At 65.4% G+C, this 21,774-nt stretch carries 18 protein-coding genes; 7 read left to right on the top strand and 11 right to left on the bottom strand.

The features are described 5' to 3' along the window. Positions 1–31: 31 nt before the first annotated feature. Genes ACXJKC_RS03600 through ACXJKC_RS03590 form a run of 3 tightly spaced genes read left to right on the top strand, consistent with a single transcriptional unit; the run spans position 32 to position 5,512 of the window. Entirely contained in the window at positions 32–1,822 is a 1,791-nt protein-coding gene (locus ACXJKC_RS03600) for an ABC-F family ATP-binding cassette domain-containing protein (RefSeq protein ID WP_456695303.1), read from the top strand. Between the two features lie 19 nt (positions 1,823–1,841). Further along, positions 1,842–3,209 carry an SWIM zinc finger family protein gene (locus ACXJKC_RS03595; protein ID WP_456695302.1) on the top strand — a complete coding sequence of 456 codons (1,368 nt, stop codon included), beginning with the start codon at positions 1,842–1,844 and terminating at the stop codon, positions 3,207–3,209. Further along, positions 3,206–5,512 (top strand): DUF6493 family protein, encoded by a 2,307-nt coding sequence (locus ACXJKC_RS03590; RefSeq protein WP_456695301.1) that lies wholly within the window; start codon positions 3,206–3,208, stop codon positions 5,510–5,512. The genes ACXJKC_RS03595 and ACXJKC_RS03590 overlap by 4 nt, the downstream gene beginning before the upstream one ends. A gap of 98 nt (positions 5,513–5,610) precedes the next feature. On the opposite strand, the gene ACXJKC_RS03585 is transcribed toward ACXJKC_RS03590, so the two are convergent. The 8 genes from ACXJKC_RS03585 to rsmI form a co-directional block, all read right to left on the bottom strand. Further along, entirely contained in the window at positions 5,611–6,528 is a 918-nt protein-coding gene (locus ACXJKC_RS03585) for a 4-(cytidine 5'-diphospho)-2-C-methyl-D-erythritol kinase (protein ID WP_456695300.1), read from the bottom strand. 4 nt (positions 6,529–6,532) lie between these two features. Then, entirely contained in the window at positions 6,533–7,702 is a 1,170-nt protein-coding gene (locus ACXJKC_RS03580) for an amidase family protein (protein WP_456695299.1), read from the bottom strand. Positions 7,703–7,724: 22 nt separating this feature from the next. Next, positions 7,725–8,597 carry a 16S rRNA (adenine(1518)-N(6)/adenine(1519)-N(6))-dimethyltransferase RsmA gene (rsmA, locus tag ACXJKC_RS03575; RefSeq protein WP_456695298.1) on the bottom strand — a complete coding sequence of 291 codons (873 nt, stop codon included), beginning with the start codon at positions 8,595–8,597 and terminating at the stop codon, positions 7,725–7,727. Next, positions 8,567–9,703, bottom strand: a complete 1,137-nt coding sequence (locus ACXJKC_RS03570; protein ID WP_456695297.1) for a transglycosylase family protein — start codon at positions 9,701–9,703, stop codon at positions 8,567–8,569. Before ACXJKC_RS03570 ends, rsmA begins: the two co-directional genes overlap by 31 nt. Positions 9,704–9,781: 78 nt before the next feature. Next, on the bottom strand, positions 9,782–10,654 hold the full coding sequence (locus ACXJKC_RS03565; RefSeq protein ID WP_456695296.1) for a TatD family hydrolase: 873 nt from the start codon (positions 10,652–10,654) through the stop codon (positions 9,782–9,784). Beyond that, entirely contained in the window at positions 10,651–12,231 is a 1,581-nt protein-coding gene (gene metG / locus ACXJKC_RS03560) for a methionine--tRNA ligase (protein ID WP_456695295.1), read from the bottom strand. The genes ACXJKC_RS03565 and metG overlap by 4 nt, the downstream gene beginning before the upstream one ends. Before the next feature lie 152 nt (positions 12,232–12,383). Beyond that, positions 12,384–12,527: a hypothetical protein gene (locus tag ACXJKC_RS03555; protein ID WP_456695294.1), complete on the bottom strand. Its 144-nt coding sequence runs from the start codon at positions 12,525–12,527 to the stop codon at positions 12,384–12,386. A gap of 75 nt (positions 12,528–12,602) precedes the next feature. Continuing rightward, entirely contained in the window at positions 12,603–13,430 is an 828-nt protein-coding gene (gene rsmI / locus ACXJKC_RS03550; protein ID WP_456695293.1) for a 16S rRNA (cytidine(1402)-2'-O)-methyltransferase, read from the bottom strand. A 105-nt stretch (positions 13,431–13,535) separates the two neighbouring features. Between rsmI and ACXJKC_RS03545 the strand changes: the two genes are divergently transcribed. Then, positions 13,536–15,071: a dolichyl-phosphate-mannose--protein mannosyltransferase gene (locus ACXJKC_RS03545; protein ID WP_456695292.1), complete on the top strand. Its 1,536-nt coding sequence runs from the start codon at positions 13,536–13,538 to the stop codon at positions 15,069–15,071. Here the strand turns inward: ACXJKC_RS03545 and ACXJKC_RS03540 are convergent. Continuing rightward, complete coding sequence (locus ACXJKC_RS03540; RefSeq protein WP_456695291.1) at positions 15,068–17,320, bottom strand: EAL domain-containing protein; 2,253 nt, start codon at positions 17,318–17,320, stop codon at positions 15,068–15,070. The two genes, ACXJKC_RS03545 and ACXJKC_RS03540, sit on opposite strands and share 4 nt — an antisense overlap. Before the next feature lie 200 nt (positions 17,321–17,520). On the opposite strand from ACXJKC_RS03540, the gene ACXJKC_RS03535 reads away from it, so the two are divergent. Genes ACXJKC_RS03535 through ACXJKC_RS03525 form a run of 3 tightly spaced genes read left to right on the top strand, consistent with a single transcriptional unit; the run spans position 17,521 to position 19,981 of the window. After that, the gene (locus ACXJKC_RS03535; RefSeq protein ID WP_456695290.1) at positions 17,521–18,795 is read left to right on the top strand and encodes a PKD domain-containing protein; all 1,275 of its coding nucleotides are present in this window, start codon (positions 17,521–17,523) and stop codon (positions 18,793–18,795) included. After that, entirely contained in the window at positions 18,792–19,544 is a 753-nt protein-coding gene (locus ACXJKC_RS03530) for a MotA/TolQ/ExbB proton channel family protein (protein WP_456695289.1), read from the top strand. The genes ACXJKC_RS03535 and ACXJKC_RS03530 overlap by 4 nt, the downstream gene beginning before the upstream one ends. Beyond that, entirely contained in the window at positions 19,541–19,981 is a 441-nt protein-coding gene (locus ACXJKC_RS03525) for a DUF2149 domain-containing protein (protein WP_456695288.1), read from the top strand. The genes ACXJKC_RS03530 and ACXJKC_RS03525 overlap by 4 nt, the downstream gene beginning before the upstream one ends. Here the strand turns inward: ACXJKC_RS03525 and ACXJKC_RS03520 are convergent. Further along, positions 19,971–20,570: a TetR family transcriptional regulator gene (locus ACXJKC_RS03520; RefSeq protein ID WP_456695287.1), complete on the bottom strand. Its 600-nt coding sequence runs from the start codon at positions 20,568–20,570 to the stop codon at positions 19,971–19,973. The genes ACXJKC_RS03525 and ACXJKC_RS03520 overlap by 11 nt on opposite strands. Then, complete coding sequence (locus ACXJKC_RS03515; RefSeq protein WP_456695286.1) at positions 20,567–21,760, bottom strand: NAD(P)/FAD-dependent oxidoreductase; 1,194 nt, start codon at positions 21,758–21,760, stop codon at positions 20,567–20,569. Before ACXJKC_RS03515 ends, ACXJKC_RS03520 begins: the two co-directional genes overlap by 4 nt. Between the last annotated feature and the right edge of the window lie 14 nt (positions 21,761–21,774).

Below are 21,774 nucleotides of genomic sequence, written 5' to 3'. Positions count from 1 at the left end.
AGGCCCGCCGCTGGGAGCCTAGACTCGTGCGGTGGCACATCTCCTCGGCGTAGAACAGATCGCGCTCGACTTTCCTACCAAGACCGTCTTCAAATCGGTCACCATCGGCATCGACGAGGGCGACCGGATCGGCATCGTGGGTCGCAACGGCGACGGCAAGTCGACCCTGTTGCGCATCTTCACCGGAGTCGTGCAGCCCGACTCCGGCCGGGTGACGACGCGCGGCGGTGTGACGATCGGGATGCTCGACCAGACCGACACGCTCGACCAGGACGGCACCGTCGGCCACGCGATCGTCGGAGACAAAGAGGACTACGAGTGGGCCGGTGATGCCAATGTCCGCGATGTCATCGCCGGGCTCGTCTCCGACATCGCCTGGGACGCCACGATCGGCACCTTGTCGGGTGGTCAACGTCGACGTGTCGCGCTGGCCAAGCTGCTGGTCGGCGACGACGACGTCCTGTTCCTCGACGAGCCGACCAACCACTTGGACGTTGAAGGCATCACCTGGCTTGCCGGTCACCTCAAGAAGCGCTGGTCGTCCAATGCCGGGGGTCTCCTGGTCGTGACCCACGACCGCTGGTTCCTCGACGAGGTCTGCACCGCGACCTGGGAGGTGCACGACGGAATCGTCGAGCCCTTCGAGGGCGGGTACGCGGCGTACATCCTGCAGCGGGTCGAGCGCGACCGTCATGCCGCCGCGACCGAGTCCAAGCGGCAGAACCTGATGCGCAAGGAGCTTGCCTGGCTGCGACGCGGCGCACCTGCCCGGACGACCAAGCCCAAGTTCCGGATCGACGCCGCCAACGCACTGATCGAGAACGAACCGGCACCGCGCGATGCGATCGAACTCAAGCAGATGGCGACCTCGCGCTTGGGCAAGGACGTCGTCGACATCCTCGACGTCAGCGTCTCCTACGACCACGAGGTGCTCAAGAACGTCGAGTGGCGGATCGCGCCCGGCGAGCGGACCGGAATCCTCGGCGCCAACGGTGCCGGCAAGTCGACGCTGCTGGGCCTGGTGACCGGTAAGGTCCAGCCCACGTCGGGCCGAGTCAAGCGCGGTAAGACGATCCGGGTGGTGACATTGACCCAGGAGCTCAATGAGCTCAAGGACGTCGGCAACGACCGGGTCAGCGATGTCGTTGGACGCCAGCGCACCTCCTATGTCTCTGGCGGCAAGGAGATGACGCCCTCGCAGTTGCTCGAACGCCTCGGCTTCAGCAGCGCGCAGATGTCGACCCCCGTCAAGGACCTGTCAGGTGGCCAGAAGCGTCGCCTGCAGCTGTTGATGATCCTGCTCGACGAGCCCAATGTGCTGGTTCTCGATGAGCCGACCAATGACCTCGACACCGACATGCTCGCGGCGATGGAGGATCTGCTCGACACCTGGCCCGGAACACTGCTCGTCGTCTCGCACGATCGCTATCTGCTGGAGCGGATCACCGATCAGCAGTACGCCATCATGGACGGCCATTTCCGGCACCTGCCCGGTGGCGTCGACCAGTACCTCGATCTGCGGAAGAAGCAGGACGCGGCCTCTGGTCCGTCGGCGTCGAACCCGTCCTCGGCCGGGCACGTCAAGAAGTCATCGTTGTCGAGCGCAGACGAGCGCAATGCCCGCAAAGAGGTCGGCTCGATCGACCGCAAGATCGAGAAGCTTGCCGCCCGGATCAGCGCCGCACAGATCGAACTGACCGAGGTCGATCCGACGGACGTCCCGACCTTGACGAAGCTCTCAGCCGAGATCCAAGAGCTCGAAAGCAAGATCGCCGCCCACGAAGAACGCTGGCTGGAGCTGACCGAACTGCTCGAGTCCTGAGCAGCACGCTGGACTGCCGATGGCTCCCGAACTCGACTACGCCTACCTCGCCTCCTCCACACTCGTCGCCGACGGCAACGGTTCGCGACTAGCGCTTGCCACCAGCGGCGGGACGACTGCTGCGCACCCGTTCTTCTTCTCTGGATTCGTCGAACATCCCGCCGTCGTGGCACAAGCCCTGCTCGTGATCGCCAGAGTCGCGCGCACCCGCTTCTATGTGCCGCCCAATACTCTGGCCGCGATTCTCCGGGCCGCAGATCCGGTGGTCACCTCGACCCCTGAAGGTCTGCGATTCGAGTCGTTCAGCGTGTGCTGCGGCGTCTACAGCCGGCTCGACATCGATGCGGCGGCCCTCGACGCCGCCCACGTGGCTACGGGAGTGACGAATGTCGACGTGAACCCGCCGCTTCGTCAGGCGCTGGCAGCTTTGCGTCCCTCGGAGCCGCTTCACCTGAACGTCGGTCAGGACGAACTCCGCATATCGACCATGGACGCCGAGATCGTAGAAGAGAAGGTCCCCTTGCCCCATCGCTGGCTCAAGGGTTTCGCGGAGACCCAGATGCTGAGCGCGAACATGAACCTTCGACATGAACTCGACGGCCCGGCCGCCCGCCAGTTCGTTCAGACGCTGCCGCGATCGTCCGCGACAAAATCAGCGATGTGGGCGACCCACGCAGCACGCTCGTTGCGCCTCGCATCCCGTCCCAGTGCGGGCGCTGTGTGCCTTGCCGGACCAGAACGGTTGCGTGTGCTCGAACCGCTGCTGCGTTTTGCCACGGGACTGCGTGTGTACGGTCCTGAAGCCGACGCCATGTCTCTGCCGGCGTCCAGCGCCTGGGTGCTCGACCTGCCGGGGGCCCGGGTTACCGTCGCGCTGAGTCCCGAAAAGGCACGCGGATTCTCCGGCGAGGGCGCTGTGCTGCACTCGTTGGCAGAGGGCGATGTGTCTGCCGACGTCGAGCGTGTCGCCGCGTTGCTGGGCTTCGACGCGCGGATCGACGTGACCCGCCTGGCCAGCGTGCTCGCGATGCCTCAGGAACGGGTCCAGATCGTGTTGAGCGTGCTGGCCTCTTCTGGGCAGGTCGGCTACGACCTCACCACCTCAACCTATTTCCACCGCCCCATGCCGGTACGCCAAGACTTGCTCGACACCCTGCACCCACGCCTGGCCGATGCGCACCAGCTCATCCTCGCCGGGGCTGTCCACCTGGACGGCAACGGATTGGCCCACGTGAACTCGGCTGGCACGCGATACGAGGTACGACTCGGCAGCGAGGCTGCCGCAGATCGGTGCAGCTGCCCTTGGTACGCGAAGTACCGGGGCACTCGCGGCCCCTGCAAGCACAGTCTCGCGGCCCGCATGACGTTCGAGCAGGAGATTTCATGAGCTACAAGACGGTCTGGGATTTCTGCAAGGACACGACCCGTCTCGTGGGCGAAGAGGCGACGTTGCGCGAGATCTACGACGCGATGCTGACCGTCGAGCAGGACGACATCCGGGTGCTCGACACCTCCCAGACGGCATTGCGCGAGTTGGCAACGTCGTGGAGTCAAAGACCCTTCTTCGCATTGATCCGCCTCACGGAACTGTTCGGTGGCGCCGAGATCGAGCACACCGACGACTACGTCCTCGCGCTGATCGGGTCGCTGGGCGGACGGTATGAGCAGGAGATCCGGATCCACCTGCTGCGCCATGACCATGCCTTGCGCGACGACGTGTTCTGGCGGGTCTTCGAGGTCGAGGGTGGTGGCGAGATCTCGCTGGCCAATATCGACAAATTTTCGCGCGGAGACCTCAACTGGCATCGCACGGTCGTCTTGCTCACGCATGAGGGAACTCTGGACCGCAGGCGCGTGCTGCGTTCCTGTCTCGAAGCCCTGAACCGCGACTTCTCCTCCTATCGAGCCGGCTGGTTCTCCCGGGTTTATGCCGCGCTCACGCCCACGCCGGCCGAGGCTGCGGAAGATCAAGAGCTGCTGTTGCTTTCGCTCAGCTCATCGGTCACCGCAAGCGTGTCCCTCGCGGTCAAGCAGCTCGCTGCGGTCCACAAGGCAGAGATGCTGGACGCCGCCGGGTTCGTCGCGGCCTGCATGCCTGCCTTGGCGGGAAGTAAGGCCGCAGCTTTGACTGTGCTCCGCATGCTCAACTCCATCGCGGCACAGCCCGACGCAGACAGCAATGCGGTGGCTGAGGCGATCGCCGAAGGGCTGACCCACCCGCATGCCGATGTTCAGCGAGTTGCCGTCACTTCACTCCTCAGACTCCACCAGGACGATCTGATCGACCAGGCACGCGAGCTATTGGCTCCCGCAGTCCTCGCCGAGCTGATGCCGGCGGCAGCTGCCGAGCCGGTCACATCCGCACAGCCAGCGTGCCAAGCCCCAGAAGCAGTACCCACGCCGGTGCCGGTAGCGCCGTGCGGCAATGACGATGCACTGGAACTATTCGCTTCACTGCTCGAGGGCTCGAGTGATGCGATCGAGTTCGAGCGCGCGCTGGCTTGGCTTGCTTGCACCCAGAGCGCTGACGAGATCTTGCGACCATTGGAGAAACGAGCCCGCAAGATCAACGCGGACGACTCGCACTCCTGGACGGCCGCATTGGTGCTCGCGGCCGTCGATCCGCAGGCTGACTTCTTGCCCCAGACCTTCTGGCAAGGAGTCTTACGCCCCACCGAGGAAGAGCACACGATCCTGCCAAGCCTGGTCACCAGGCTGCGCGAGGTCGCTGCAATAGCCCAGGGACATGCACCACATCGCCCGCTGCTCGCGACGCCGACCGACTCGCACGGATGGATCGACGCCGATGTGCTCCTCGAGCGATTCCGGTTGGCTTCCGTGACTCCCCTGCCGGCCGATCTCGCCCAAGCCCTGTTGCGGGTTCCACCACCAGAACTCGACCGCGTACTTGCCGCGACAGGGGCCCCGGTTCCCCCGGTGACTGAGTCAATCGGCATCGAATGGCGCAGCCGCGAGTCAGATTCACGTAAGGCCAACGGCGATCCGCAGTGGGTGTGGTGGACGCCGGTGGTCCGTGCTGATTCCGCCACACGACCCTCGACACTCGATCCGGGGATCATTGCCTCGCGCGATCCGAGCACACATCCCCATTATTGGGGCGTCACCGATCTGGTCTCCTCGCAGCTCGCACTCGTGCACCCGCCATCGACCATGCCTCTCACTGCGGCGGGCATCGGCATCTTGAAATCAGCAGCCGATGAGGGATCCGAGCACCGAGCGACCGCGATCCTGACTGCGCTGGCGAACCATCCGGGAAGCTGGACCGCTGAGACCGGGCAGCTTGTCGCGCTCGGTATGTCGGCGGTGGACGCCTCACTGAAAGCTCAGGCCGCAGAGCTCTTCGCCGCCGTGATCCCCACTCGGCTGTCCGCGGCCGATGCGGCCGAAGGCTTCGCCGCATGTGTGCCCGCCTGCATCCTGACCCGCTGGGCCGACTCCTTCAGCGACGCTGCCATGCTCGCTCCCGCCTCAGTGGTCGACGTGCTCACGGCTTTGCTGCCCCGCCTCGACCGTCAGACTCGTGGCATGGGCGCGATCCTTGCCGTACTCCTGGACGAATCGATCCGCCTCGGGCGCAGCACCCACGTACCTGAGCTTCGCAATTGGCTGGCCGGGTTCACCGGGGGCTCGGCTGCAGCGAAGGCCGCCAAAGCTCTGCAACAACGCTGACGAGGCACTTATCGTCCGTCGGCGAGGTAGGTACGTCCCGCAACGAGGGGGCCGCAAGCACCTCCTCACGGGGCGGGAAGTGCCTCCTCAGCGCGGAGTCAGATCGGGCGTGCTCCAGCGACGGGACCACGTGACTGAATCACATCGGCGCAGTCCGCGGCACTCGTGAGCGCGAAGGCGATGTCGAGGCTGTGCTGCTCGTCCGAGGCCAGGAACATCGCGGTCGGACCGGAACCCGACAAGATCGCACCGAGGGCTCCTGCCTCGATGCCGACCGCAAGCGTGTCGGCCAGTTCGGGGCGCAGCGACAGCGCGGCCTCGGTCAGATCATTCGACAGCGCGGCACCGAGAGCGTCGGCATCACCGGCCCGCAAAGCGGCCAGGAGGGCATCGGGGACCGCAGGCATCGCAACACCCGAATCGGCGTTGATGCGGTCGAACTCGGCGTAGACCGCGGCTGTCGACAGACCTTCATGTGCCGTCGCGAAGACCCAGTTGTACGAGCCTCGGGCCAGTACCGGGCTGATCGTCTCACCTCGGCCGCCGCCGATCGCGTTGCCGCCGTGGAGCAGGAACGGCACATCGCTGCCCAATTGGGCGCCGAGCTGCTCGAGCGCCGAGCGACTCAGACCCGTCCCCCAGGCCTCATTGCACGCGACGAGCGCCGCGGCGGCATCGGCAGATCCCCCCGCCATACCCCCTGCAACCGGGATGACCTTGCGGATTGCCAGGTCGACGCCCCGAACCTCGCCGGTGCGTTCACGGAGCAACCGGGCGGCGCGTACCGCGAGATTGTCGTCGTCCTCGGGCACGATCGCGATCTCGGTACTCACGTCGAGCTCCGAATGCACCACCACGGTGATCTCATCGTCATCGCGCAGCGTCGCCCGGACCTCGTCATGTAGGTCGACAGCCTGATAGACCGTCGCGAGCGGGTGGTAGCCGTCCTCGCGGACGGGACCGACGCCCAGGCAGAGGTTGATTTTCGCGGGGACACGGACGTTGGCAGAACTCACACGTTCAACCTAGTGGTTTGACCCGATCCTGCTCATGCGGAGGCACCAACTGCGCCGCCAAGTCGATCAGAGCCCGGTCGGATCCCGCTGGTCCGACCAGACTCGCACCGGTCGGCAAGCCGCTCTTGGTGACCAGAGGGACGTTGACTGCGGGCAGTCCCCCAACCCCGGCGATACAGGTCAACTGCATCGTGGTGCGACGCAGCAACTCCAGATCCCGGGCCCTGCGCAAAGGCGGTGCGACAGAGGACGCGGACGGCACCAACAGCACTCGGTTGCCAAGCAGCCGGCGGATGCCCTCGCGATGACGCAACACCTCGACGCGAGCCTGCTCGCCGGCTTCGGCCGTCAGAGAAGAGGCCCATTCGAACCGGGCACGCACTCCAGGCCCGAGCGTGTCCAGGCGGGAGGCAAGCCAGTGCCCGCGTTCCTGCCAGGCCTCATAGGCCTGCCTGGTCCGAAACGCCGTCAGCACCCGGGACATCTCCGCGAGCGGCCAGTCGATCCGGGCAAACGTCCCGGCCAGTCCTCGCACCGCAGTCCGGACCTGCGGCTCGGCGAAGTCCAACAGTCCGTCGACGACCACGACTTCTGCCAAAGACGCCGTGTCGACCGGCAGCAATGACTCCGCAACCGTGGCCAAAAGAGCGGAGTCGCGGGTCAGCCAGCCGATCGCATCGGCCATCGGGGCCAGCGCGAGGAGTCCGTCATTCGGCACCGCTGCGTGCGTCGTCCTGATACCCCACAGTCCCTGATAGGCGGCCGGAACCCGGATCGACCCGGCTGTGTCGGTTCCCAGGCCGATCGACGCCAATCCCATCGACACCGCCGATGCCGATCCGGAGCTTGATCCACCCGGAACGCGGTGCGGTGCCTTCGGATTGGGCGGTGTCCCGTAGTGCACATTGGTGCCGGCCAGGCTGTACGCGAACTCATCGCACCGGGCGATTCCCCGGACGGCGGCACCGTCGGCCAGCAAACGCTCGACCGCCCAGGCATGTGAGAGCTGTGGCACCGCATCGTGCAGCCAGGCGGGATTTCCCGCGCCCACCCGTTCGCCCGCGACGGCGAACATGTCCTTGACCGCGACAGTCTCGCCGGTCAGAGCACCCGAGCCGGTCGGGCGCACCAGCGGATCACCGGCGATGCGCCAGATCCGCTCGTCGACAATCATGGCGCCAGAGTAATGGGCCAGGCTAGAAATGCGCCGCCAGACGGGCGAAGTCCTCGACCGTCAACATCTCCCCGCGAGCCTGTGGAGAGATGCCGGCAGCGTTCAGAGCGTCCTCGGCTTCGGCGCCTGATCCGGCCAATGACGCAAGCGCGGCGCGCATGGTCTTGCGCCGTTGGGCGAAGGCGGCATCAGCGACCGCGAACGTCTTCAACCGCAGCTCCTCATCGCCGGGTGCCTCGCGCCGTGTCCAGGCGACGAGTGAGGACTCCACGTTCGGCATCGGCCAGAACACATTGCGGCCAACCGATCCGGCGAGTTTCACCTCGGCGTACCACGCGGCTTTGACGCTCGGAATGCCGTAGATCTTCGAGCCCGGAACAGCCGCCAGACGATGTGCCACTTCGGCCTGCACCATGACGAGTCCGGTGCGGATCGACGGGAACCGTTCGAGGAAGGTCAGCAGCACCGGCACCGAGACGTTGTACGGCAGATTCGCCACCAACGCCGTCGGCTCCGGACCTGGAAGCGAGGTCACCTTCATGGCATCGGCCAGCACAAGATCGAATGAATCGACCTGATCGGGAGCGAACTCGGCCAGGGTGGTCGGCAATTGGCCCGCAAGTACCTCGTCGATCTCGACGGCGGTGACGTGCCGGGCCACTTCGAGCAGGCCCAGGGTCAAGGAGCCGAGCCCGGGGCCTATCTCGACGACGACATCGTCGGGCGTGATACCCGATGCCTTGACAATGCGGCGAACTGTGTTGGCGTCATGGACGAAGTTCTGACCACGCTGTTTGGTGGGACGGATCCCGCAGGTTTCGGCTAGCCGACGAACGTCAGCGGCTCCGAGCAGCCTCGCGTGCGTCAGTTGAACCTCGCGTGGGCACAGCCCCATTGGCCCCAGCCCGAACGAGCCTGGAGGATCTTGGCGTACTTGATCTGGACCTCGCGGCTGTTTTGGTGCGGCAGCCCCGGACCGCCGACGCTGCGCCACGTGGCGGCGCTGAACTGCAGGCCACCGTAGTAGCCGTTGCCGGTGTTGATCGACCAGTTGCCACCGGATTCGCACTGCGCGATCTTGTCCCACACACTGTCGGGAGGTGTGCGACTCGTGCCACGTGACACGACTTCGGTCACCGGATTGCTCACCGCGTCGGTGGAGTGGACCGTGCGCTCGCGAAGCTTCCCGTCGGCGTACACCAGCGTCACCCGTTCGCGGGCCTTGCCGTTCTTGCCTGCCTTGACGACTTCGGTCTCACCCATCAGCGCATCGGGGTCTTCGCGCACCTCGACCTTGTGCTTGAGCTTGACCGTCTCGGTCTTGGTGACCTTCTTGATGCGGACGACCCGCACCTTGTCCTGGGCAGTGACGTACGCGTCGAGCGCCGGCTTGACCTCATCGTCCTTGTCGAGCGTGACTCCTGCTTCGGCAAGCACACCGGAAACGGTCGGCGTCTTGGTCGTCACGGTCTTCTTGTTGCCGTCGGCCACGATCGTGAGCTGCTTGGGCGAGCTGATCACCAGCGACATGCCCGTGCGCGGCACCGTCGCCGTACGCTTCGCCGAAATGTAGGCATCGGGCGCCGCTGTCACGCCTAGCGAGCTGATTGCCTGATCGACGGTGCGGTCGTAGACCGTCTCCTTGGAGACTTTGCCGTCGACGGTCAGCGTCACGGGCTTGGCGTACGCGACCTCGATCGTGTCGCCGTCCGACAACCCGCCGTCCAACGGCATGTTGACCTTGTCGCCGGTCTTGAGCGTGACTTCGTGGTCGTCGAGAACGCTGCTCACGGTGCCGCCGAAGGTGCGGATCGACGAGTCGACGCCTTCGACCGACAGCGTCACGGTCTGACTCATGGCACCGTAGGCAGCCGTGCCGCCGCCGATCGCGAGGACTATCGCGGCGTTCAGGGCGATGAGCTTGACGGACTTGCGCTGACGGTGCTTGACGCGCCGTCCGGGTACCTTGGGCGATGCTTCATGTTCTGGAGGGTTGTGCACTGCATTCCTCGAAAGTCGATGACCGGGCCGACTTTCCACCATAACCGCGACCTCCTGAAGGTCAAATCCGTTGCCATTTCAACCCCGCTGCGCCCAGCTCCCGCCAAATGCGCGATCGGTGTTGGAATCTATGTCCTTGCACAATTCTTCAACGCTTTTGCCTGCAATTTCAGCCATGAATCTCACGGTGAGTGGAATCATGAACGAAGCATTCGGCTGCCCACGATACGGAATGGGTGTGAGGAAGGGCGCATCGGTCTCGACAAGAATACGGTCAGCGGGAGTCACGCGGAGCGCTTCACGCAGGTTTTCGGCATTCTTGAACGTCACGGTGCCCGCGAACGACAAGTAGGCGCCACGCTCGACGCATTCGCGAGCGAATCCGGCATCGCCGGAGAAGCAGTGCATGACGACCCGCTCGGGCACGCCCTCATCGTCGAGCACCGCCAAGACATCGTCGTGGGAGTCACGGTCGTGGATCACCAGCGTCTTATCGTGTCGCTTGGCGATCCGGATGTGCTCACGGAACGAGGCGTGCTGGGCTTCACGGCCGCTCTCCCCCGTGCGGAAATAGTCGAGACCTGTCTCACCCACGGCTCTGACGTGGCCACCGGCCTGCGCGAGCCGATCGATCTCGGCCAAGGCTGCGTCGAGTTGACCCGATTCGGCCCGCTTCGGCGCTTCGTTGGGGTGCAGCGCCACGGCCGCGACGACGGAATCGTACGTCCTGGCGGTCTCCACGGCCCAGCGGGAGCCTTCGAGATCGCACCCGACCTGCACCACTCGCGTCACGTTGACCGCGGCCGCCCGATCGAGTGCCTCGTCGAGCGGGATCAGCAGCCCGCCCTCGACACCTTTGCTGTAGGCGCGGTGATCGAGGTGGCAGTGGTTGTCGACAACCGGAGACGGCAGTGCCTCCGGCGCCTGCGGCCAGCCCTGGGTGACGGTCACTCCGCAGGTGCCTCGATACGCGGGAACAGCGATGCCGGCTTGGTGATCGTCGCACCGGCCGGCAACTGCGCCCAGGCTGCGACGGCGTCGATCCGCTGATCGGCCAATGCCCCCAGCGTGGGCTCGGCACCGAGCGAGTCCCACAGCACCGCCGATGCCTTGGGCATGACCGGATTGAGCAGGACGGCCAGGACGCGCAAGCCTTCGGCCGCGGTCGCGAGGATCGTGCCGAGACGATCGCCAGCAGCAGTGTCTTTGGCGACCTTCCACGGAGCCTGCTCGGTGATGTAGCCGTTGAGCTCGTCGACGATGCGCCAGATGGCAGCCAGTGCGTCCTGAGGCGCAACGGCCTCGATAGCGTCGTCGGCGTCACGCACCGCAGCAGCAACCGTGTCGATGACCTTCTGTTCAGCGGCGGTGATCTCACCTGTCGCGGGGAGCGATCCGTCGAAGTACTTGCCGACCATCGCCGCGACGCGTGAGGCCAGATTGCCGAAGCCATTGGCCAGCTCGGAGTGATAGCGGGCGCTGATGTCCTCCCACGAGATCGAGCCGTCGCTGCCGAAGGTCAGGGCCCTGGCGAAGTAATAGCGGTAGGCGTCCGAGCCGAACGTGCCGACGATCTCGTCAGGACGGATGCCATTTGCCTTGGACTTGCTCATCTTCTGCCCGCCGACCAGCAGCCAGCCGTGCGCGAAGACCTGGTGCGGGACGGGCTGACCTGCAGCCATCAGCATCGCGGGCCAGATGACGGCATGGAACCGGGCGATGTCCTTGCCGACGATGTGGATATTGGCCGGCCAGAGCTTCTCGAAGCGCTCTTGGTCGTCGCCGTATCCGATCGCCGTGACGTAGTTGAGCAATGCCTCGACCCAGACGTACATGACGTGCTTTTCGTCCCAGGGCACACCGATGCCCCAGTCGAATGTCGAACGGGAGATCGACAGATCGCGCAGGCCGCGCGACACGAACGAGATGACCTCGTTGCGGGCCGAGTCGGGTTGGATGAACGTCGGATTGGCCTCGTAGAAGTCGAGCAGCTTCTGCTGGTAGTCGCCGAGGCGGAAGAAGTAATTCTCCTCGGTCATGTGCTCGACCCGGCTGCCGTCGAGCTTGGAGACCTTGTGACCCTCGTCATCGCCCTCGCCGTCGACGACGTCATCGTCACCCACGAACTCCTCGCTGCCGACGCTGTACCAGCCGCTGAACGAGCCTTTGTAGACCGCATCGCGCTCGTAGAGGTCTTGCCAGAAGGCCTTCGAACCGTCGAAATGACGCTGTTCGGTGGTGCGGATGAAGTCGTCGTTGGCGACGTCGATCGTCTCCAACAGCGGCTTCCACTCCTCCTCGACAAGCTTGTCGACCCACTCCTGCGGCGAGACGCCATTGGCCTCGGCCTTGCGCAGGACTTTTTGGCCATGCTCGTCGGTGCCCGTCAGATACCAGACATTCTCGCCTCGCTGGCGGTGCCACCGGGTGATGATGTCGCCCATGACCGTCGTGTAGCCGTGCCCGATGTGGGGCGCGTCGTTGACGTAGTAGATGGGCGTGGTGACGTAGAACGTTTGGTCGGACACAACGATGAGTCTAGTGAGTGCGTCAGACGCCGAGCACCACGATCTCGCAACGGGCGCCTGGCGCGCTCGCCAGCCGCTTGTCGGCCGTCACGAGAGGACAGCCCAGCGCCTCGGCGAGCGTCACGTAGCTCGCGTCGTAGGACGTGAAGTTGTCACGCAGCTCCCAGATCCTCGGTAGCAGCGGAGCTACGGTCGACGGGCGGTCCTTCGACCTCCAACTCGTCCATACGTGTCCAGTGCAGATCAAGTACTTCCGCAGCAGTCGGCGTCCGAGCCAGGTCGATCAGGCTCTGCAAGATGTACTCCTGCAACGACTGGTGCCGGCTCGCGGGGCGATGACGTAGGGCGCTGTGGACGTCCGACCTGTGGACTCAGGAGTGCGCGGCGTCGTAGACGTCCTTCTTGCGCACGCCGGTCTCGCCGGCGACCTGCTCGATCGCGTCCTTGCGACTGAGTCCGTCGCCCTGACGCGCGGCGACCAGGGCCTTGAGCTCGTCGGCGCCGTATGTACGCGCTTCGGCCACGATCCCTCCGACAACGATCGTCACTTCGCCCCGGATGCCCTGCTCCTGGCTGCCGGCCCACGCCACGACGTCATCCAGGGTGCCGCGAGCAACCTCTTCATATGTCTTGGTCAGCTCCCGGCACACCGCAGCCGGCCGGTCGCCGCCGAAGACCTGGGCCATCGCGGCGAGTGTCGCCTCGGTGCGGTGCGGCGACTCGAAGAACACCATCGTGCGACGCTCGGTCGCGAGTTCCTTCAATGCGCGGGTGCGTTCTCCCGCCTTGCGCGGCGGGAAGCCCTCGAAGCAGAACCGGTCGACCGGCAACCCGGAGACCGCGAGAGCTGTGAGCACCGCGGACGGTCCGGGGATCGCGGTGACCTTGACGTCTGCGGCGATGGCCGCGACGACCAACCGGTAGCCCGGATCGGAGACACTCGGCATCCCGGCGTCGGTCACGAGCACGATCGTCAGCCCGTCTGCCAGCAACTGGGCGAGCTCGGGGGTGCGTCGTTCTTCATTGCCCTCGAAGTACGAGACGACCCGTCCGCCGATCTCGATCCCCAAGTCGGCGGCGAGTCGTTTGAGCCGGCGGGTGTCCTCGGCCGCGACGACGTCTGCGGTGGTCAGCGCGTCCGCCAGGCGACCGCTGGCGTCGGCGACCTGCCCGATGGGGGTCGCGGCAAGGATCAACATGGGTCCAGTGTCTCAGCCTCGGCGGTCGGCGCCCTTCCGCCTAGACCTCCAGCACGACCATCCACTCGACGACCGGATCCGGGACGGGCCCCCTAGGCTGGAGCCGTGAACCACGTGTCCCGGATACCCGCGCGTGCCTGGGGCTGGATCGGTCCGATCGGCGTGGCGCTGCTGGCATTCGTCCTGAGGGTCTGGAACGTCGGCTATCCCAACAAGTTCGTCTTCGACGAGACCTACTACGCCAAGGACGGCTGGTCGCTGCTGCAGCATGGCTACGTCCAGGACTACGTCGAGAAGGCGAACGCCCAGATCGTCAAAGGCGACCTGTCCAATATCTTCACCGGCGAGCCGTCATGGATCGTGCATCCTGACGGCGGCAAATGGATCATCGCGATCGGCGAACAGCTCTTCGGCTTCGACTCATTCGGCTGGCGCATATCCGGAGTCGTGATCGGCGCCCTGACCGTCCTGGTACTGGCACGGCTCGTCCGCCGGATGACCGGCTCGACGTTCATGGGCTGCTTCGCCGGCCTGCTGCTGACCGTCGACGGTATGCACTTCGTGATGTCGCGGTTGGCGCTGCTCGACATCTTCCTGACGTTCTGGATCGTGTGCGGCGTCGCCTGCTTGGTGGCCGATCGCGATTGGATCAGGGACCGCCTCGGCAGTTACCGACTGCTACGGCCCTGGCAGCTCCTGGCCGGACTCAGCTTCGGGATGGCCTGCGCAACCAAGTGGAGTGGCGTCTACGTCCTGGCGGTGTTCGGCATCGTCGTCGTGGTCTGGGAGGTCCTGGCCCGCCGACGCAATCCGCGCACCGCAATGCATCACGGTTGGCTGCGCACGACGCTGATCGTGGGTGCTCCGGCCTTCGTCTCGATCGTGCTGGTGGCCCTGGTCGTCTACGTCGTCTCGTGGACGGGCTTCCTGGTGCATCACGAGGTGTACGAGGCACGTTTCGGACACGGCTACGGCGACTACTCCGCGCCGTGGGGCAGCTACGTCGACCGTCCGACCACGGGTTTCGGCGGCGGGACATGGGACGCACTGCGGTCGCTGTGGCACTTCCACGTCATGACATTCGACTTCCACACCAGCAATCTCGACGGGGTCAGTCACCCCTACCAGTCCAATCCGATCGGCTGGCTGTTGCAGTTGCGCCCTGTGGGGGCCGACGCCCAGTTCGATCTGCCGGCCACTTTGCAATGTGGCCAGGCCGCCGGCGAGAAGTGCGTGCGGGAGATCCTGATCCTGGGCAATCCGATCATCTGGTGGTCGGGAGCACTGGCCCTGGTGGGCTCGATCATCGCCTGGCTCGTCACCCGGCGCTGGACCTGGGGCCTTGCGCCGATAGCTGTCGCGGCGTGCTGGCTGCCCTGGTTCTTCAACGCCGATCGACCGATCTTCTCGTTCTACGCCGTTACGGTCATCCCGTTCACGATCATCGCCATCTCGCTCGTGGCCGATGCCTTGTGGCGCAGCCGCACGACACCGCGTCACACCTACCTGGCAGGGCTCATGATCGGCCTGTACGCCCTGGCCGCGGTCGTCGCGTTCTGGTACTTCCATCCCATCTTGACCAATGACCTGATCCCGTACGACAGCTGGCACGACAGGATGTGGCTCAACCGCTGGATCTAACAGACCAGCGGTTTCAGACCGTGGTCACGAAATCGCCTGAGCGTCGCGGAGCGGTCCTCGGGCATGCCGTACAGGAATCCCTGCACGTGGGTCGCTCCGGCCTCGCGCAACACCGTCGCTTCGTGCAGGTCGGTGATCCCCTCGGCCACGACCCAGAACCCCAGCTCGTTGAGCATCGCGGTCGCCCGGGTCACAACCAGCGTCTGGCGTGGATCGGCAAGATCGGTCAACAGACTGCGATCGAGCTTCACGACATCGACCCGAGGCAAGTACAGCGAGCCGAGCCCGGCGAATCCGGCACCGAAATCGTCGATCGCGATCTGCACGCCCGCCTGCTGGAGACGCCAACAGATATCGGCATTCGCCTCCGACCAGCGCCCGATGGATCCCTCGGAGATCTCGATCACGATCCCGATGCCGTGCTCGTCATTGCAGTCGGCGATGCGCTGCAGCAACGGCGTCCAGGTCATCATCTGTTCGAGTTCGAGGTTGATCGAGAACGAACGGAGACCCGGAACCTCCTCGCGGCACTCGATCATCGTCGCGATGGCCTGATCGAGAACCTGGATCGTCATATCGTCGAGCATGTTGAGCCGGATCGCGGACTCCACGATGACCGGCGGCGGGATGGATCCCATCTGCGGGTCGGCGTACCTGACCAGCACCTCCAGACTCGCGACCGCATCGCTGTCGAGATGGACGATCGGCTGGTACGCCGTGGTGAGGCGCCCGTGGACGATCGCTTGCCGGACGCCCTCGTCGATGCGTGAGGTGACTTCCTTGTCGCCGGCGTGGATCGCGCGCTTTCGCTGGTACATCTGCTGGTCCGCGGCCCGTACGAGCTCTTCCAGCTGATCCTCGGGGCTCGATGACAGCGCCGAGCCGATACTCGCCCGCAGCCGCAGGGTGTTCTGACCCACCGTGATGGGCCGACTGACCAATGCCGTGAGTCGCTCGCACTCTTCCGTAAGCGCCGCGTAGTCACCCACATCGCGTACCAACACGGCGAACTCGTCACCGCCGTAACGGGTCACCGTCTTGCTGTCGCCGGTGTGGCGCAGGAACCGTTCGGCGAGTACCTGGATCGCGCGGTCGCCGGCGATGTGCCCGTACCGGTCGTTGATCTCCTTGAAACCGTCGAGGTCGATGAAGACGATCGCGATCGACTCGCCGGGACTCCGCGACCGGCTGACCTCGGCCAGCACCTCCCGGAAGTAGGTGTAGGTCGACAGACCAGTGAGACCGTCGGTGTTCGCGCGGTTGCGCAGCTTCTCGCGCTGCTCGGACTCGCGCCGCGAGGTGTCGGCCATATTGGCCAACGCCTCGAGTACGTGTCGTTCGACCTGCGTGAACGGCAGGCCGCCGACAGCACGTTCGGCCACGACATGTCGACCATCGAGCAACGGAACGCTGAAGTCCGAGCGTGACCCCGGCGACTTGTCGACCCGGACCTCCCGCACCCGCAGACCTTTGGCGCCCCACAGACTCAGAGTCTCGGCGATGACCTCCTTGCGCCACGGCATCGTCACAGCGGCACCCGAGAGGGCCTCGACGCTTCGGCTCAGCTCCCGGTTGCGCATCGCCTGGCCCACGACCACAGCCGACAGGCCGATGACTGTCACCGCAAGACTCGGGACGACACCCAATGGCGTGCCGGTCTCCACGCGGTGGACCGCGGCCAGCACACAACCGATGTAGAACGCCGCGAGCCCGATGATGAACGTCAAGGTCCACCTCAGGCGAGGGACCTTGGCTTCGCTGCCGGATCCGGCGACGAGCCGGCGGAGGATCTCCAGAATCGAAATCGTCACGAAATAGGCCAGGAGCCCGGCGAATACCTGGTCATACGGAGGCACACCCACATCGGTGAGCTTCGCTGCGGCGATCAGAGCGGCACCGCCCAACACCTGTATCGCGGCCCGGAACTGTCCCCCGGATTCATCGCGGTGGAAGGCGAAGTAGCTGACGGCCACGAGAACCGACCAGATCGGCAGCACCGTGGCTCGGTCGTCGAATCCTCCGGCGAACAGTGCCGCAGCCGAGACCCCGAGGGTCAGATCGGTGGGCCCTCGCGAGATCGACATCTGAAATCTGACGGCGACCGGCACCAGCACCAGGGCGGCGATCGTCACGATGTTCAGATCCGGAACACCCAGACGCCACCTCAATGACGAGACGAGGACCACGGCGAGTCCCACAAGGATCACGACGATCTCGTATCGAAGCTCGCCCCGGCTTCGACTTGTCACAACACGCCCTTCAGCCCAGGTTTGCCGACGACACATCCAATTGATTCCTGGGTCAGGTTATCGTTTCTGACCGTGTGTGGTGCGCTATTGGGCAGCAACGGCGCTGCCCTTTACGTGACATCTGGTAACTCTCTTTGCAAACTTGGAACACACCGTAGAGTTCATCGAGATCTGCGACACGCTCAGGGAGGAGCAACGACATGCGTAGGACAGCTTTGCGTGCTGCCCTGTTGACGCTCGGGTTCACCGCTGCCGGCCTCGGATTGGCCGCCGGACCCGTCGAAGCGGCAGGATGCCCCGACGCGAGTCAGTCGTGCGTGGTCGTCAATGTCGTCTCGACCCAGGACTTCAAAAAAACCGTGACGAAGTACGTCTTCACGGCGGACCAGATCCGGCAACTGTCCCAGACCGACCTCGACAAACCAGCGTTCTACACCCGCACCAAGCCGGGGGGAAAGCGGTCACCGACGCCTCGCCCCGCAAAGGCGCTCAGCCTGAGAACGCTGCTGACCAATATCGGCGAGAACCATCCTGAGCACGCCGACCTGACGGACGACGTCACGTTCTCGGAAGCCCCCGACGCGTCCGGAATCCCTCGGGTATTGGACCAACCTGCGTTCGGCGACCCGAATGGCAAGGACTTTCCGTTCGACGACAATCTTTCTCCCGCGCTCTACGTTTCAGGCGGGCAGATCGGCTACTTCCGGCCGTTGACCGGCGAAGACGACGTCAATGGACCCGACAAGTTCTTCGTCAAGGGCCGCCTCGATCTGACGATCCACATCACCGGCAAGCTCCTCGCGCCGACCGCGACGAGCAGCATCAGTGCACCGACGACCAAGGACAAGACCAAGTTCTCGGTCTCCCTGAGCGGCAAGCCGGGCACATTCCTCAAGTACCGCTGGGACTTCGGCGACAACCGCGGACCAAATCGCGGCTCCAAGTCGCCCTCGCACCAGTACACCAAGAAGGGCACCTACGGGGCCTTCGTCAGCGTTTTCGGCGCCGATGGTTCGTACGGACGCTCCGCCGTCCTGACGGTCAAGGTCGGCAAGCCGCCGAAAGCACCGTCCTCCCCCACGACAGGATCGGGCGGCGGAGTCCGCGGCAACAGCGGCGGATACGTTCCGCCGTACAATCCTCCGTCGACGAATTTGCCCGCGCCCGCGCCCGATCCCATCGACGAGCCGCTGGAGGACGAGCCCACCGAGGACATTCCCGTCGACGACGGTCTGATCGATGTCGAGGGATATGTGCTGGCAGGCTCGGAGATCGTCCCTGGTGGCATCCCCGAGGCAATCCCCGGCACCCAGGCGTCCAGCTCGCCCACCCCGGCCAGCGAGACATCGGTCCGCAAGCGGATCGCGACCTGGGCCGTGGCAGCACTGGCGATCGTCCTCCTGGTCGGTGCCGGTGCAACGAGTGAGACCCGATGGTTCCGTAACCGGCTGCACCACTTCAGGAGACGTGCATGAGCGACAAGATCTACAACTTCATCTTCCGTGTCGCGGAGGTGCTCGAGCTGCCGGTGGTGATCCTCACCCTGCTGGCTCTTGCGGCCGTACTGGTCGAGGTCGGAGCATTCATCACCGAGCTGATCAAACGGCGTAGCCGCACGTTCTCGGCCTTGGCGAAGTCGGGCGCCGGTGCCCGCAGGGCTGTCGACGAGGGACGGACCGACGAGGCCTCGGCCTTGCTGCAGACCGTTGCGTGGAGTGGCCCTGTCAGCAAGGCCTTCAAAGTCCTGATCGCTGCAGTCGGCAAGCCCGGCGCCGATACCCGCATCGCCAAGGAACTGGCCGATTTCGACTTCGGGCGACAGGCACGCCTGGGCCGGACCCGCTTGCTGGTCCGCCTCGGCCCGGCCCTGGGCCTGATGGGCACCCTGATCCCGCTCGCTCCGGCGCTCGACGGTCTGGCTCGCGGCGATGTCGACACCCTGACCGAGAACCTGCGCCTGGCCTTCAGCATCACGGTGCTGGGCATCATGATCGGCGTCCTGGCGCTGGGCCTCTCGCTGTTCCGCGAACGCCTCTACGGCCAGGACTTCTCAGACCTGGAATACATCGCCGCGATCCTGACCGATGACGGCTCGGCTGCTGCGTCGATCGTTCCCCCGCCGGCTCCGCCGAAGCCGGCCGCGTCGGGCCCGACCACCGATTCCGTACCGCTGCCACCCCTGGTTCCCCCTGCGCCCACCGTCGCGGTGGACGGCCAGTCATGATCAAGGTCACTCCGCGCGCACGCGTCCATCAGGACAAGGCCGGAGACCCGCTCGACGGCCTGGTCAACATGTTCGATATCGGGATCGTGCTGGCCGTGGCGTTCTTGTTGGCCGCGCTGTCGTCGCTGGGTCTGTCGGATGCGGTCAAAGAGGGCGGTCTGACCAAGCCCGCGCTCGGTGAGGTGGCCATCAAACCCGGCCAGACGATCGAGGATGTGCCCGACGAGGGCGTCAAGACGCAGGGGCGTGGCACCCCGGTCGGCACCGTGTATCGATTGGCCGACGGCCGCCTGGTCTATGTGACCGATGCCGGCACGACGTCGCCGGTGACTCCGCAGGGTCAGACGCCGGAGCCAACTTCGCCGACACCCACCCTGCCGACACCGACTCTGCCGACAGCGCCCACGTTCCCGACGCCTGACCCGGTCACTCCCTGACCTGCGTCCCTTTCAGGGCCAGGTCGACGATCCATGCGATATCGGCCGCGGCGGCCGACGGGGACTTGGAGGGCCGGGTGATCGCCGACAGGACCAGCCGGACGACGAGTTCCACCGCGACCGACAGTTCTTCGGACGTCAGCGGCGTCTCGGGGTACAACTCGTTGATGCTCTGTTGGACGACAGTCACCGAAGCCTCGACGATCTCACCGGACTCGGTCGTCATGATCTTCAGGAAATCGGTGTCCTGGTCGTTCGGAGCGGCGCCCACGATCGTGCGGACCAACAGGCTGTGCTCGGCGACCTCCAGGACACCCTCGCAGGCGGCGCGGATGCTCTCGGTGATCTCGTGCTGCGATTCCATCCGTTCACGCACGACGTCGAGGAAGCGGGCGAGCTCCCTCAGGGCGAGTTGCTCGGCGAGGCCATGCTTGGTGCCGAACTCGTTGTAGACGGTCTGACGGCTGACTCCGGCAACATCTGCGATACGCGCCATCGTCACCGCCGACCAGCCCGACGACTCGATCATGTCGTGTGCTGCATCGAGCAATCGGACCCTCACCGGCGCCACAACGCCGTCGACCGTCACGCTTGCTTCTCGATGACGTCGGCGAGCCGGGCCTGGTCGGCGATCCAGGCGCGGGCGGTCCGGATATCGCGTGGACGTCCTATCGACACCGCCGCCCGCACGATCCCGTCATCGAGCAGATACGCGATGAAGTCGTGCCCGGTCAGCGACCCGTCGACGACGAGCTCGTGTCCCGCCTGCGGCCAGCCCACGACCTGCAGGTTGACCCCGTACTGATCGGACCAGCACCACGGCACCTCGACAAAGGCAGCGTCACCGCCCGCGAGGATCTTTCCGATCGCCGTGCCGTGATTCTGTGCCCCCTGCCAGTGCTCGACCCGGTGACGCCCGTCCAACACCGGATGAGGCTGATTGGCGACATCACCCGCGGCGTACACGCCTGGGACGGAGGTCCGGCCGTGATCGTCGACCAGGATCCCGCCGCCGTCGGCGGCCGACGCGATCGCGATACCGGCTGCTTCGGCGAGCTCGACGTGGGTCTCCATGCCGACCGCGACGACGACCACGGGGGCCGACCAGGACCGTCCGTCGGCGGCCTCCACGACCGTCGAGCCGTCGAAGTCGTGAATCGAGGACACCATGACGTCGGTGTGCAGCTCGGTGCCCCGATCGCGATGCAGGTCGAGATACATCTGCCCGAGCTCGGCGGGCAACAGCTTGGGCAGCGGGAGTTCTGCGGACTCCAGCAGCGTCACCGGGCAGCCGAGCTCGCGAGCACTCGCGGCGATCTCCGATCCGATCAGACCGGCTCCCACCACGATGACGGGCGATCCGGACATGAGCTCCTTGTGCAGGGCCGGCACATCGCTCAGGCTGCGCAGGGTGTGCGCTCCTGTCGCCGGCCACGGGTTCCGGGCACGTCCGCCCGTCGCGATCAGGAGCTGATCGTAGGTCAGCGTCTCTCCGGTTTCCAGGGCGACCGTGGTCCCCGCGACGTCGATCGACTCGACCCGGACGCCGGTGCGCAGCTCGATCCGCTGGTCGTCGTACCAGGCGGCCTTCTTGATCCTGATCTCGTCGGCGGTCTTGTCGCCTCGCACGATCTCCTTCGAGACCGGCGGCCGCCGATAGGGCAACTCGGGTTCGTCGCCGATCATCACGATCTCGCCGTCGTACCCCGCTGACCGCATCGCTCCAGCAGCACTGACGCCCGCGATCCCGGCGCCGATGATGACCACACGCCAGCTCATTTCGCTCCCCCGAT

This window comes from Aeromicrobium sp. P5_D10, from assembly GCF_054049535.1.
This window is presented reverse-complemented; position numbering and strand designations above follow the sequence as displayed.